This window comes from Pseudoduganella sp. R-43, assembly GCF_049913255.1.
GTDB lineage: Bacteria > Pseudomonadota > Gammaproteobacteria > Burkholderiales > Burkholderiaceae_D > Rugamonas.
Genome location: NZ_CP183988.1, coordinates 1,873,266 through 1,887,288 on the forward strand (window position 1 = coordinate 1,873,266; position 14,023 = coordinate 1,887,288).

General features: G+C 63.7%; 11 protein-coding genes. 7 read left to right on the forward strand and 4 right to left on the reverse strand.

The genetic code is table 11. The annotated features are described in order from the left end of the window. Positions 1 to 4: 4 nt before the first annotated feature. Together rhaS and ACN9M3_RS08630 are read right to left on the reverse strand one after the other, a co-directional pair. The gene (gene rhaS / locus ACN9M3_RS08625; protein ID WP_426323714.1) at positions 5 to 970 is read right to left on the reverse strand and encodes a rhamnose ABC transporter substrate-binding protein; all 966 of its coding nucleotides are present in this window, start codon (positions 968 to 970) and stop codon (positions 5 to 7) included. Positions 971 to 1,008: 38 nt separating this feature from the next. Then, positions 1,009 to 1,875: a DeoR/GlpR family DNA-binding transcription regulator gene (locus ACN9M3_RS08630; protein WP_426321797.1), complete on the reverse strand. Its 867-nt coding sequence runs from the start codon at positions 1,873 to 1,875 to the stop codon at positions 1,009 to 1,011. Positions 1,876 to 2,152: 277 nt separating this feature from the next. Here ACN9M3_RS08630 and ACN9M3_RS08635 point away from each other — a divergent pair, with 277 nt between their 5' ends. From ACN9M3_RS08635 to ACN9M3_RS08650, 4 genes are read left to right on the forward strand one after another with little or no spacing between them, the layout of a single operon-like run. Continuing rightward, on the forward strand, positions 2,153 to 4,252 hold the full coding sequence (locus tag ACN9M3_RS08635; protein ID WP_426321799.1) for a bifunctional rhamnulose-1-phosphate aldolase/short-chain dehydrogenase: 2,100 nt from the start codon (positions 2,153 to 2,155) through the stop codon (positions 4,250 to 4,252). Between the two features lie 21 nt (positions 4,253 to 4,273). Beyond that, entirely contained in the window at positions 4,274 to 5,566 is a 1,293-nt protein-coding gene (gene rhaI / locus ACN9M3_RS08640; protein ID WP_426323716.1) for an L-rhamnose catabolism isomerase, read from the forward strand. 3 nt (positions 5,567 to 5,569) lie between these two features. Beyond that, positions 5,570 to 7,006 (forward strand): glycoside hydrolase family 28 protein, encoded by a 1,437-nt coding sequence (locus tag ACN9M3_RS08645; RefSeq protein WP_426321801.1) that lies wholly within the window; start codon positions 5,570 to 5,572, stop codon positions 7,004 to 7,006. Further along, positions 7,003 to 7,320: an L-rhamnose mutarotase gene (locus ACN9M3_RS08650; RefSeq protein ID WP_426321803.1), complete on the forward strand. Its 318-nt coding sequence runs from the start codon at positions 7,003 to 7,005 to the stop codon at positions 7,318 to 7,320. The genes ACN9M3_RS08645 and ACN9M3_RS08650 overlap by 4 nt, the downstream gene beginning before the upstream one ends. Here the strand turns inward: ACN9M3_RS08650 and ACN9M3_RS08655 are convergent. After that, positions 7,308 to 8,213, reverse strand: a complete 906-nt coding sequence (locus tag ACN9M3_RS08655) for an alpha/beta hydrolase (protein WP_426321805.1) — start codon at positions 8,211 to 8,213, stop codon at positions 7,308 to 7,310. The two genes, ACN9M3_RS08650 and ACN9M3_RS08655, sit on opposite strands and share 13 nt — an antisense overlap. A gap of 14 nt (positions 8,214 to 8,227) precedes the next feature. Between ACN9M3_RS08655 and ACN9M3_RS08660 the strand changes: the two genes are divergently transcribed. Then, positions 8,228 to 8,851 (forward strand): 3-keto-disaccharide hydrolase, encoded by a 624-nt coding sequence (locus ACN9M3_RS08660; protein WP_426321807.1) that lies wholly within the window; start codon positions 8,228 to 8,230, stop codon positions 8,849 to 8,851. A gap of 14 nt (positions 8,852 to 8,865) precedes the next feature. Here ACN9M3_RS08660 and ACN9M3_RS08665 read toward each other — a convergent pair whose 3' ends face one another. Further along, positions 8,866 to 10,206 (reverse strand): hypothetical protein, encoded by a 1,341-nt coding sequence (locus ACN9M3_RS08665; RefSeq protein ID WP_426321809.1) that lies wholly within the window; start codon positions 10,204 to 10,206, stop codon positions 8,866 to 8,868. 126 nt (positions 10,207 to 10,332) lie between these two features. Here ACN9M3_RS08665 and ACN9M3_RS08670 point away from each other — a divergent pair, with 126 nt between their 5' ends. Both ACN9M3_RS08670 and ACN9M3_RS08675 read left to right on the forward strand, forming a co-directional pair. Then, positions 10,333 to 12,639 (forward strand): DUF6250 domain-containing protein, encoded by a 2,307-nt coding sequence (locus tag ACN9M3_RS08670; protein WP_426321810.1) that lies wholly within the window; start codon positions 10,333 to 10,335, stop codon positions 12,637 to 12,639. Positions 12,640 to 12,659: 20 nt separating this feature from the next. After that, positions 12,660 to 14,015, forward strand: a complete 1,356-nt coding sequence (locus ACN9M3_RS08675; protein ID WP_426169884.1) for a glycoside hydrolase family 88/105 protein — start codon at positions 12,660 to 12,662, stop codon at positions 14,013 to 14,015. The last annotated feature ends 8 nt before the right edge of the window (positions 14,016 to 14,023 follow it).

Below are 14,023 nucleotides of genomic sequence, written 5' to 3' on the forward strand. Positions count from 1 at the left end.
GCGCTCAGAAGATGCTGGAGAACTGGTCGACGTTCTCCTTGTTGTAGGTGAACGGCGGCGCCATGGCGGCTTCGCCGTGCGCGTCGAGTGCAATCGCGCCCATGCGGCCGGCGTTGATGCTGCCACCGGCCTTGGCTTCCGGATCGCCCTTGACGAAGCCGTAGGCCGCATACGTTGCCGCGTAGCCCAGGTCGATCGGGTTCCAGATCGCGAACTCGCGCACTGCGCCGCTCTTGACGTGACCTGCCATTTCCGATGGCAGGCCAAGGCCGGTAACGAAGACCTTGCCGACCAGCTTTTCGTCCACTACTGCCTTGCTGGCTGCGTTGATGCCGACGGTGGTCGGGGCGATAATGGCTTTCAGTTGGGGATTGCTGCGCAACAGGCCGATGGCTTCGCGGTAGCTTTTGTCGGACTGGTCGTCGCCATACACGGTGGCGACCAGCTTGAGTTTGGCAAACTCTGGCTTGGCCAGTTCGTCCTTCATCACCTTGATCCAGATGTTCTGGTTTGTCGCCTGGGCCGATGCGGACAGGATCGCGATGTCGCCCGCGCCGCCGATGGCGTCGGAAGCCATCTGCACCTGCTTGCGGCCGATCAGCTGCGCATTGGAAGGATTGAGGTGCATCTGGCGGCCTTCTTCGGCCAGACCGCTGTCGAAGGAGATCACCTTGATCCCGCGCTGCATGGCCTTCTTGGCGATCGGCACCAACGCGTTCGGGTCGTTGGCCGAGATCACGATAGCGCTAACCTTCTGGCTGATCAAAGAGTTGATGATCTCGATCTGGCCTTCCGCGCTGGGCGTGGTGGGGCCGGTGTAGATAATCTCCACGTTCTTCAACTGTGCCGCCGCCTCGTTGGCGCCGGCATGGGCGGCATCGAAGAAACCGTTGCCGAGGCTCTTGACCACCATCGCGATGCGGATTTTCTCGGGCGCTTTTTGGGTGCAACCGGCGACGGCCGCCAGCATGCCTGCGGCGAAGGCCGCAATGACTAATCTCCTGGATTTCAATGCGAAGTCTCCGTGTGGTAAAGCGCTGCAGGCTGGAAGTCGAAGTTGGGTGCGAATGCGGCTGGGCTGATTGTTTGCGGCAGTGCCTCTGGCGCCACCGTGACAACGTTGACGCCGGATTGTTCCAGCAGCTGCACGGCGTAGTCGGAGGCATTGGTGTCGGTGATAACAGTCGAAACGCGATTCAGGCCGCACAGGATCAGGCCCGCTTTCTTGGCGAACTTGGAGCTGTCGGCCAGCACGATCAGTTCCTCGGCCTGGCTGATCAGGCGCTGCTCGGCCTGGATCAAGAGCGGATCGGCCTCCATCAGGCCAAGCAGGGACAGGCCGTACACGCTCATGAACATCTTGGCGGCGTAATGGTGCTGGGTGATGTCGTTGTCGAAGGGGCTGAGAATCACGTTCTGCTCGCGATACACTTTTCCGCCCGGGAGAATGATTTCGTTATCGCTCGAGACCAGCAGGCGCTCCGCCATCAGGAAGGAATTGGTCAGGATCTTCAGGTGCTTGTCGGTCAGGAACTCGGCCATCATGAAGGTCGTCGTTCCGCCGTTGATGATGATCGTTTCGCCATCGCCGCACATGCTGGCGGCATAGCGTGCAATGGCGCGCTTGCGCTCCGCATGGCACTGGATGTTGTTCTGGAAGGTTTCGCTCGTGAGCGGGAAGCCGCGCTTTTTCTGCGGCAGGTTGGCTGCGCCGCCCCTGGTACGCGTCAGGAGGTTGCGGGCGGCCAGCCAGCTGATGTCGCGCCGCACCGTGGCAGGCGAGGCGCAAAGCCATTCGACCAGTTGCGGAACGCTGGCTGTCGTATGTTCCGCGAGCAGCTTGAGCAAACGTTTACGGCGCTTGTGATTCACCATCTTCGTCTCCTTATGTTGTGCCTTCCCTCGGTTCCGGAGCCGGGCCGGGTGGCTACTTTATTAAATCGAGGCTAATCAATCCGCCGGCACAGGTCAATCAAGTGATGATCAATTCGCTGATTATTTCGGGATTTGCTGTGACTGATAACCAAATGCGATCAACGATATGATTATTTCGTTCTTGGTCATCATGTTGATTGCTTTCGCATTGACACTCCACCGGCGCCTGATTTCTACTGGTTTCCAGGCAAATCAACCAACCAATACGGAGAAAGTAATGCAAGATTCAAGGCAGAAGGCGGCGATTGCATCGCTGTGGGACGATGCGAAGGCGGCCGCCATGAGCGAGCCGGAGCTGCTGCTGTACCGTTCCAACCTGCTCGGATCGGACCTGCGCATCACCAATTTCGGCGGCGGCAACACCTCGGCCAAGGTGATGATGGAAGATCCACTGACCGGCGGCCAGGTCGAAGTGCTGTGGGTGAAAGGCTCCGGCGGTGACCTGGGCAGCATCAGGAACGACGGTTTCTCGACCCTGTACATGGACAAGCTGCAGGCGCTCAAGCAGCGCTATCGCGGCCTTGAGCACGAAGACGAGATGGTGGGCTACCTGCCGCACTGCACCTTCAACCTGAATCCGCGCGCGGCTTCGATCGACACGCCGCTGCATGCCTACATCGACCGCAAGCATGTAGACCACATGCATCCCGATTCCGTGATCGCAATTGCGGCCTGCGCCAACAGCAAGGCGTTGACGCAGAAGATCTTCGAAGGTGAACTGGGCTGGCTGCCATGGCAGCGCCCGGGCTATGACCTGGGCCTGAAACTGGAGGCCCTGTCGCAAAGCCAGCCGGAGCTGAAGGGCATCATCCTGGAGGGCCACGGCTTGTTCACGTGGGGCGACAGCGCCAAGTCCTGCTACGAAACCACGCTGGCCATCATTAAGCGCGCCGAGGAATGGCTGGCCGCGAACATCCGGCAGCCGGTCTTCGGCGGCGCGGCGATCGCGCCGATAGCTGCGCAGGAGCGCGCCGACCTGGCCGCGCGCCTGATGCCCATCCTGCGCGGGAAAATCAGCAAGACCGAATTCAAGCTGGGCCACTTCGACGACAGCGACGCCGTGCTGGAATTCGTCTGCAGCCGCGACCTGAAGCCGCTGGCTGCGCTGGGCACGTCCTGCCCCGACCACTTCCTGCGCACCAAGATCCGTCCGTTTGTGATCGACTTCGATCCTGCCCGTCCGGATTTCGAGGCGCTGGTGGCGGGACTGGATGCCAGCCTGGAAGCCTACCGCGCCGACTACACGGCCTACTATGAGCGCTGCAAGCGGGCCAACAGCCCCGCAGTGCGCGACGCCAACCCGATCATCTACCTGATTCCCGGCGTAGGCATGCTGTCCTTCGCCAAGGACAAGGCAACCGCCCGCATCGCAGGCGAGTTCTATGTCAACGCGATCAACGTGATGCGCGGCGCGAATGGCGTCGACAGCTACGTCGGCCTGCCGGAGCAGGAAGCCTTCGACATCGAATACTGGCTGCTGGAAGAAGCAAAGCTGCAGCGCATGCCCAAGCCGAAGTCGCTGGCCGGGCGCATTGCACTGGTGACGGGCGGCGCCGGTGGCATCGGCCAGGCGGTGGCGCGCCAGCTGCTGCAGGAAGGCGCTTGCGTGCTGCTGACCGATATCGACAATGAGGTGCTGGCCGAGGCGCACCATGCGCTGTCGAAGGTGGCCGGCAAGGACAATGTCGCGAGCATCGTCGCCGACGTGACAAGCGAGCAGGCCGTGGAGGCGGTGCTGCGCGAATCGGCGCTGCGCTTCGGCGGTGTCGACCTGCTGGTGTCGAATGCCGGTATCGCGTCGTCTGCGCCGCTGGAGGAAACCACCCTGGAGATCTGGCAGCGCAACCAGGACATCCTGGTCAAGGGCTACTTCCTGGTCAGCCGCGGCGCCTTCCGCGTCATGAAGCAGCAAAAGCTGGGCGGCAGCATGGTCTTCGTCGCCAGCAAAAACGGCCTGGTGGCTTCGGCCGGCGCGTCGGCCTACTGCACCGCCAAGGCGGCGGAAATCCATCTGGCGCGCTGCGTGGCGCTGGAGGGTGCCCCGCACGGCATCCGTGTCAACGTGGTCAATCCGGATGCGGTGATCCGCGGCTCGCGCATCTGGGATGGAAAATGGAAGCAGGAACGGGCACAATCGAACAAGATCGATGCGGACGACGTGGAGGCCTTCTACCGCGACCGCAGCATGCTGAAACGCAGCGTGCTGCCGGAAGACATTGCGGAAGCGGTGTATTTCCTGGCTAGCGACAAGGCTGGCAAGAGCACCGGCAACGTGCTCAATGTCGATGCCGGCAACGCGGCAGCCTTCACACGATAAGCAGCGCAACAAGGAGACATGATGACGGCAGTAGTCAAGCAGGACCAGGTGGCGGAACATAACGCCACCCAGCAGGCGGGACTGGATGCGGATTACGCAGCCCTGGGCGGCATGCTGGGACGGCGCGGCGTGGATATCGAGCAGCTCACCGCCGTGGCGCAAACCTTTGCGGTGGCCTTGCCCAGCTGGGGCGTCGGCACCGGCGGCACGCGCTTCGCGCGTTTCGCGGGCAAAGGCGAGCCGCGCAATGTGGTCGAGAAGATGGAAGACTGCGGCGTGATCCACCAGCTGACGCGCGCAACGCCGACCGTTTCGCTGCATTTCCCCTGGGACCGTACCGACGACCCTAAAGCGCTGCGCGAGCAGGCCGCGTCATATGGCCTGGGCTTCGATGCGGTCAACTCCAATACTTTCCAGGACCAGCCGGGCCAGCAGCATACCTACAAGTACGGCAGCCTGACTGCGCAAAGCGCTGAAGCGCGCGCGCAGGCAGTTGCGCACAATATCGAGTGCATTGAGCTTGGCAAGGCGCTGGGCTCGAAGGCGCTGACGGTATGGGTGGGCGATGGCGCCAACTTCCCGGGGCAGCATAACCTGCGCGGGGCGCTGGAGCGTTACCTGGACAGCATGCGCGACATCTACGGCGCGCTGCCGGCGGATTGGCAGGTATTCATCGAGCACAAGCTGTTCGAGCCGGCCTTCTACGCCACCACCATCGCCGACTGGGGTACCAGTTTCGCCTGCGCGCAGCAACTGGGCGAGAAGGCGAAATGCCTGGTCGACCTGGGGCACCACGCGCCCAATACCAATATCGAAATGATCGTGGCGCGGCTGGCGCAGTTCGGCAAGCTGGGCGGATTCCACTTCAACGACAGCAAGTACGGCGACGACGACCTGGATTCGGGCAGCATCAACCCGTTCCAGCTGTTCCTGGTGTTTAACGAGCTGGCCGATGCTGCGCAGCGCGATGCGGCATTGCAGCCCGCCTATATGCTGGACCAGTCGCACAATGTCACCGATCCGATCGAAAGCCTGATGAATAGCGCGGCCGAAGTGCAGCGCGCCTTCGTGCAGGCGGCCCTGGTCGACCGCGCGGCGCTGCGCCGCTACCAGGAAGCGAACGACGTGCTGCAGTCCGCGCAGACGCTGAAGCAGGCCTACCGCACGGACGTCAGCCCGATCCTGGCCATGGCAAGGCTGCGCTCCGGCGGCGCAATCGATCCGGTTGCGGTATACCGTGCTTCCGGCTATCGCGAACAGGCGGCGGTGCGTCGCCCGGCCAAGGCCGGCGCCAGCAGCAGCGGCATCGTTTAAGGCGTGCTGCGCTACCTTGCCGCCGTACTGCTGGCCTTGGCCCAGGCCTGTGGCGCTGCGCACGCGGCAAGTGCCGCCACGGTGGCCGAATTTGGTGCGAAAGGCGACGGTGTCACGCTGGATACGGTCGCTATCCAGCGCGCTATCGATGCTGCCGCGTCGAAGGGCGGCGGCACCGTCAGCTTCCGGCCCGGCACTTACCTGACCGGCTCGATCTTCGTCAAATCCGGCGTCACGCTGTACATCGGCAAGGGCGTGACCTTGCTCGGGTCCCAGCGCATCGAGGACTATCCCGTCATGCCGACCCGCATTGCCGGAATCGAAATGAGCTGGCCGGCCGCGCTGGTCAACCTCTATGGGCAGAAGGGCGCGGCGATTGAAGGCGAGGGCACGATCGATGGCGACGGCAAGGTTTTCTGGGACAGCTACTGGACGCTGCGCAAGCAATATGAGCCGCGCGGCCTGCGCTGGGCATCGGATTACGATGCCCGGCGCCCGCGCCTGGTGCAGGTTTTCAACAGCAATGACGTCAGGGTGGGCGGCGGCCTGCTTCTGCGCCGTTCCGGCTTCTGGACCCTGCATATCTGCTATTCGGAGAACGTGACGGTGGACGGCGTCACCATCCGTAACAATGAGGGCGGGCGCGGGCCGTCGACGGACGGCATCGACATCGATTCGTCGCGCAAGGTGTTGGTGCAGAACGCTGATATCGCCGTCAACGACGATGCACTCTGCATGAAGGCTGGCCGCGACGCGGACGGCCAGCGTGTGGCGCGGCCGACGGAAGACGTGATCATTCGCAATTCCATCGTGCGCGACGGCGCCGCCGGCATCACGTTCGGCAGCGAGACTGCCGGAGGCTTCCGCAATGTGGAGGCCTACAACATCACCGTGGAGCGCGCGGTACCCGTCGGCATCCTGTTCAAGTCGGCCCACACACGCGGAGGCTTCGGCGAGAACCTGCGCCTGCACGACTTCACGATGAAGGACGTTGCGGTGGTTCTGCGCATTACGATGAACTGGAACCCCAGCTACAGTTACGCCGCCATACCGCCCGGGATGAAAGACGTGCCGCCGTACTGGAAAGTGCTGGCGACGCCGGTGCCGCGCGAAAAAGGCATCGCGCATTTCCACGACGTGGAGGTCAGGAAGATCAAGGCAACCGGCGCTGCCACGGCCTTTGAAGTCAGTGGCTACAAGGAGGCGCCCCTGCAGCGCTTTACCCTCGACAAGCTGGAAATTCAGGCTGCCAAAGGCGGCCATCTGTACGACATCGACGGCTGGCGCATCACCAACAGCCGGCTGGAACTGGGTGCGCCGCTCGAGATGGAAGACGCCCGCGGCGTGCAAGGCCTGCCGCAAGGGAGCTTCATCGTGCGTCCGGCTGCGCCGAGGGTGGATCCATCGAAAAGGAGTTTTGAGGAACAGGACAAGACATGACGACGACCCGAGCATTCCGCATGAAGCTGAAACCCGGCATGGTGGAAGAATACCGCCGCCGCCACGATGAACTGTGGCCAGACCTGGCGCAGGCGCTGGAAGAGGCTGGGATCTACGACTATTCGATCTTCCTCGACGAAGAGACGCTGCACCTGTTTGCGGTCCTCAAACTCAGGCCGGATCACAGCATCGATGCACTGCCGCAGCAGCCGGTCATGCGCAAATGGTGGGATTACATGGCGGACCTGATGGAGACGGTGCCCGGCAACCGTCCCCGCGAATGGCCCCTGCAGCCGATGTTCTACTTCGCTTGAGGCGTCGCCAGCAGGCCGCGTGCGCGCAGCCACTCCTCGGCGCGCCTTGGCCAGGCCGAAGCCGTGCCAAGGTTGTCGCGCATGCCCATGCCGTGCGAGCCCTGTTCGAACAAATACATTTCAGTCGGCACCTTGTGGCGGGTCAGGGCCTGGTAGAACAGGACGCTGTTCTCGACCGGCACCGACTGGTCAGCCTGGGTGTGGATCAGCAGTGTCGGCGGCGTGCGCGGGTTGACCTGCTTCTCAAGCGACATCAGCTCGATCAGGTCCGGCGACGGTGCCGCGCCAAGCAAGGCTTTGCGCGAACCCTGGTGGGCGGCTGGGCCGTCCAGCGTGATCACCGGGTACATCAGGACCAGGAAGTCGGGCCGCGCGCTGACGGCGTCGAGCGCTGCGCCGGTGCGGCCGGCGGGATGGTCGAACAGGGTGCCGGCGCTGGCCGCCAGGTGGCCACCGGCGGAACTGCCCATGACGCCGATGCGGTTCGGGTCGATGCCGAATTCGGCTGCGCGCGAGCGCACTAGGCGGACTGCGCGCAGCACGTCCTGCAGCGGGGCCGGGTGGCCGAACTCCTGCATCCGGTAATTCAGTACGAAGCTGGTGACGCCGAGGGTGCTGAGCCAGTTGGCATATTGGTAGCCTTCGCGCATGGCGGACTGCCGCACGTAGCCCCCGCCCGGCGCGATGATGACGGCGGTGCCGTTGGGGCGGTCGATCGCGGCGGGAACGACGGTCAGCGTCGGCACGCTGGTATTGGAGATATAGCCGTCCTTGCGCACTTCGGCGCCGATATTGCGTGCACCCGGCACGCCTTCGGGCCACAATGGCAGTTCGGCGGCTTGCGCGAGCAGGGCGCCGGCGGACAGGATCAGGAACAGCAGTGTTTTCTTCATAGGGAGTCCAGGTGGTGAATCGACGAATTCTTGTTGCGGCTTTGGCGCTGGCCCTGGCCGGCGACGCGGCGGCAGCCGATATGTTCAATGGCCGCGATTTCAGCGGATGGGAACTGCGCACGGAGCCCGCGGCGGCAATCGATAGTGTATTCAGCGTCCAGCCGGGCGGTGTCATTGCGGCCAGCGGTTCGCCGCTCGGTTTCCTGGCGACGAAAGCCAGCTACCGCAACTACAAGCTGCACGTGGAATGGCGCTGGCCGGGAAAGACCGGCAATGGCGGCGTGCTGCTGCACATCAGCGAAGGCCCGTTGGACCGCGTCTGGCCTCTGAGCCAGCAGGTCCAGACCAAGTTCGGCGCTGTGGGCGACCTGCTGCCGATGGCGGGCGCCAGCTTCGCCGAACCACTGACCGGCGACAAGCCGGCGCTCAAGGCACATATTGCGCCAGCAAGCGAGAAGCCGGCAGGGGAGTGGAATGCCGCCGATATCGTCAGCCGCGACGGCGTGATCGAAGTGGCCATCAACGGCGTGCTGCAGAACCGCATCAGCGGCGCGGCGCCGCGCGAGGGACGCATCGGCTTCCAGCTGGAGGGCACGCCGTACGAGCTGCGTGCGGTGACGGTGACGCCTCTCGACTGAGGCGGCGCCACGCCTCATTTCCGCTTCAGCCATTCCTCGGGCACCGGCACCACCACGATATTCATCGAGCGTCCGTTGGGTGACAGCATGGCCGACTGGATCTCGATCTTCGTCCCGTCGGCATTGAAGGTCGGATGGGGATGATCCTGGGCGGTGTCCTTGTGGCCGGTGGTCAGCATGATCATCTCGCGCGTACGGCGGTCGATCAGGTAAAGGCTGCGGCTGAAATCGTCGCCGACGGCAAAGCGGCCGTCGGGCGAGCCATGCACGTGCCACAGGCCGCTGCCTGAAGGGGTTTGGCCGGCGATGGTCATTTCACGGGTGCGCAGGTTGACGATGGCAAGGCCGGTTGGTTTTTCGCGCGTGCCGCTGTTGCCCCAGCCGGCATCCTGGCCAGGATTTGCGCCATACACACCGGTGGCCGGCGTCGCGACACCGCCTCCGCCGCCCGCCACGGGCCGATGGCCCATGATGGCCATCGCCACCTCGTCCTTGCCGATCACCGCCTCGTGCGTTACCCATTCATACGGCGCTTCCGGATACAGCGGGCGCAAGCCGCTGCCGTCGGCCTGCACGGTCCAGGTGCGCTGCGGCGACTTGCCGCCGGTCTCCCAGCAGAAGACGATCTCGCCCGCCTGCCACAGGTTGGCCTGGATATGGCCGATCTGGAAGGGGACCGACACTACGTGGCGGATTTCTCCCGTCTGCAGGTTCATGCGCGCGATGCCGTTCGGCCCGGCGCCCATATTGCGCGGGCCGAAATTGGGTTCGATCCTGGTGCCTGGCTTCAGGTGGGGGGCTGCAGCCTCTTTGCCGACCCTGAAATAGACCCATTCCTCGTCCGCATCCAAGGCCATGTCGCCGCCGGCCTCCAGCTCTGCGGGCGTGATCCCTGCCACGCGCTGGTATCTGGCTGCAGGCTGCATGGCGCCTGCCTGGCTGTCGGCCAGGACCCGTCCCAGGTCGACTTCAACGATCTGCACCCGGCCCGGCGTGCCGTCCTTGCGCATGAAATACAGCTTCATCGACTTGCGGGCCAGGTTCAGCATGCCGAGGTAGCCGCCTTCGGTCACCTGCACCAGGTCCCCGGTCGCTTCGTTGACGGCCATCGCTTCGCCGTGCACACGGTTGGAACGGAACACCAGCCATTTGCCGTCGGACGTCCATTGAGGGTGCGTCGGGTAGATCTTGGCGTCGCCATGCGGCTGGCTGGTGAGGAAGGTCAGCATGGTGCCGGTAACCGGGTCCTTGACGACCTTGCGCTCGGAAGCGAAGCGCTTGCCGATCTGCGCCTGCGCAGTGGTGGAGAGGAAAAACGCCACGCACAGCATGGCGCAGGTGGTCAATCGTTTCATCTTGGTCTGGTTCGCCTGTTGAAGGAATTTGATTGTCGGCGCTTTCTTTTGATCATATTGCTCATTTTCTTGATTCTTTAAACCGGGGGCGTTTTGGCCGAAACGCGCTCGCTTAGAATTGGCCGCATGAACAGCTTCCAGAAGGCGCTTGCCAGCGCCGCCGCCTACATCCTCCTGCTGGCGGGCTGCGCCCAGCAGCCTCCCGCTGCCGTCAACACCGACCCGGCGCGGGCTCAGGTCACGCTGCCGGAACCTGCCAACCCGGCATTGCCGTCGCTGATCCTGATCGGGGATTCTACCGTGCGCAATGGCCGCGACGATGGCCAGGGCAAGGGACCGCAAGGGCAGTGGGGCTGGGGCAATCCGATTGCCGCCTATTTCGATCCCGCCAGGGTGAATGTGGTGAACCGCGCTGTTGGTGGGTTAAGCAGCCGCACCTACCTGACGAGCGGTCACTGGGCGAACACGCTGGCGCTGGTCAAGCCGGGCGACGTGGTGATCATGCAGTTCGGGCACAACGACAGTTCGGCCATCAACGATACCTCGCGTGCGCGCGGCACCATCCGCGGATTTGGCGACGAAAGCCAGGAGATCGACAACCTGTTGACCGGCAAGCACGAAACGGTGCGCAGCTACGGCTGGTACCTGCGCATGTACATCGCCGCCATCCGCGAGCGTGGTGCGACGCCGGTGGTGGCGTCACCGATCCCGCGCAAAGCCTGGGATGCGGAAGGCCGCGTGGTGCGGGCGCGCGGCGATTACGCCGGCTGGGCGGAGGCTGTGGCGCGCCAGCTGAATGTCGGTTTCATCGACCTGAACGAACTTGTGGCGCGCCAGTACGATGCACTGGGCCGCGACGAGGTGACGAAGCTGTTCCCTCAGGTGACGCCGGATGAGCGGGTGCACACCAACCTTGCCGGCGCCGAACTGAATGCGCGCACCGTGGTGGCAGGCATCAAGGCGCTGCGGCTGCCGGTACTGCTTGCCGCGCTGTCGAACCGCGCGGACAGCATCGCCGCCGCCGAGGACGAGCGTCCGGTGGTGGATGCCGCCAGGATCAAGGGCGAGCAGCCGCGCGATCCGCGCCTGCCCAGCATTTTCATTGTGGGCGATTCCACCGTCAGGAGCGGCGGCCAGAACGGCGCTATCGGCTGGGGTGAACGCATCGCGGCTTACTTCGATACTTCGCGTGTGAACGTCGTGAACCATGCGATAGGTGGGCGTAGCAGCCGCACCTTTTTCACCGAAGGGCGCTGGGAGCGCGTGCTGGGCCAGTTGAAGACGGGCGATGTGGTGCTGATCCAGTTCGGCCACAACGATGGCGGCCGCATCGGCGACCCGGCCAACAAGAACAGGGCATCGGCTACCGGTACCGGGCCGGAAACCGTCACCGATACACGTCCGGACGGCAGCCAGGAACAAGTGCATACCTTCGGCTGGTATATGTCGCGCTACGTGCAGGACGCGAAGGCACGCGGAGCGCGCGTGGTGCTGCTGTCGCCTGTGCCGCACAGGGATGCCTGGGAGCAGGGACGCGACTTTGCCAATTTTGCCGAATGGGACCGCGAAGTCGCTGCGCGCGAAGGCGCATTGTTCGCAGACCTCACCATGACGGTCAGCGACGGCTACCGGCGCCTGGGGGCTGCAGCGGTCAATACCTTCTTCTCCGACGCCCGTACGCATACCAATGACGCCGGCGCGCGCTTCAATGCCGAAAGCGTGGTCGCGGCCCTGAAGTCCTTGCCCGAAAATCCGGTTGCCGCCTGGCTCTCCCAGCGGGAACCGCAAGTCTGCACCTTTTCCGGCGAGCGCGGGAAGCTGCTGTATGCCGACGATTTCACTAGGGGACTGGCGCAGTGGCAGGCGGAGTACAGGCGCGGCGCATCCGGGGCGCCGGCGGCTCGCATCGGCGCCGCCAAGGGCCTGTTGGTCATGGACCTGCCGGGCGACGCCACGCTGTGGTTCAAGCCAAAGCTGAAGGGCGATATCCTGGTCAGCTACAAGCGCAAGGTGGTCATGGCCGGTGGGACGAACGACCGCCTGTCCGACATGAACCAGTTCTGGATGGCCAGCGATCCCGCCAACCGCAAGCTATTTACCCGCGACGGCACGTTCGCGCAATACGACAACCTGTCCCTCTACTACGCTGGCATTGGCGGCAACGGCAATACCACAACACGTTTTCGTAAATATGACGGCAAGGGCGAACGCGTCTTGCTGGCGGAGCGCAACGATGCCGCGCACCTGCTGCAGCCGAACAGGGAATATGCCATCGAGATCGCGGTGCGCGATGGCTGCACCCGCATGACGGTGGACGGCGAAGAATACTTCAACTGGCGCGATGCCGAGCCGCTGCGCGAGGGCCACTTCGGCTTCCGCAGCACGCATTCGCACCAGCAGATCCGCGATTTCAAGGTTTACCTGCTGAAGTGATAACAACGAGAGACAAACGAATGAACCGAAAGAACCACCTGCTGACCGCTATCCTGGTTGCGCTGGCGTTGCCGGCGTATGCTGCCCCGCAAGCTCCGCTCAACGACGTGACAGCGCCGCTGCACCTGATGAAGCCGGACTACCCGACCCCGTACGGTGCGCCGTCCGTGGCGGACGTGAGCAAAGTGCTGGACCGCGTCTTCACCTACCTCGACGCGGTGACCCCGGCCAAGGTGATCGACCAGAACACCAAGCAGGAGATCAGGGATTTCAGCAAGATCGACGACAATACGGTATTCGCCCAGGGCGATTACCGGCTCACCAGCTACGAGTGGGGCGTCACCTACGCGGGCATGCTGGCAGCCGGCGCCGCCACCGGCGAACAGCGCTACGTGGATTACACCAATAAGCGCGTGGCCCTGCTGGCCGGCCTGGCCAGGCCGACCCTGGCGCGCCTGAAGGCTAATCCGCAAGCCAAGTCCCCGGTGCTGCGCACGCTGGAACCGCACGCACTGGACGATATCGGGGCGCTGTGCGCAGCCTTCGTCAAGGCCAAGCGCAACGGCCTGCAAGCTGATGTAACGCCGCTGCTCGATGCCTGCCGTAATTTCATCGGCAGCAAGGAGCATCGACTGGCCGACGGTACGCTGGCACGTTTGCGCCCACAGCCAGATACCCTTTGGCTGGACGATATGTTCATGGGCGTGCCGGCTTGGGCGCAGTTGGGCAAGCTGACCGGCGAGCGCAAATACTTCGACGAGTCGGTCAAGCAGATCCTGCAGTTTTCGCAGCGCATGTTCAATCCCCAGAAGGGTATCTACATGCACGGCTGGGTGCAAGGCATGGAGGTACATCCGGAATTCCACTGGGCCCGCGCCAACGGCTGGGCGGTGATGACGATGGTGGAAGTGCTGGACGTTCTGCCGGAAGACCATCCGGGACGCGAGGCGGTACTCAAGCAATTGCGCGCGCACGTCAAGGGCCTGACGTCATACCAAGATGGCACCGGCTTCTGGCACCAGCTGCTGGACCGCCCGGACAGCTATCTCGAAACCTCCGCCACCGCCATCTACGCCTATTCGATGGCGCGCGCCATCAACAAGGGCTATGTCGACCGCATGGCTTACGCTCCGGCCGTCATGCTGGCCTGGAATGCTGTCGCCACCAAAGTCAACGCCAAGGGTCAGGTGGAGGGCACTTGCGTCGGTACCGGCATGGGATTCGATCCTGCCTTTTATTATTACCGCCCGATCAATGTGTTCGCTGCTCACGGGTATGGGCCGGTGCTGCTGGCCGGTGCGGAAGTCATCAACATGCTGAAATCGCACAAGTTCGAAATCAACGACAGCTCGCTGCAGCTGGTCACCCGCAAGTAAGCGGGGAA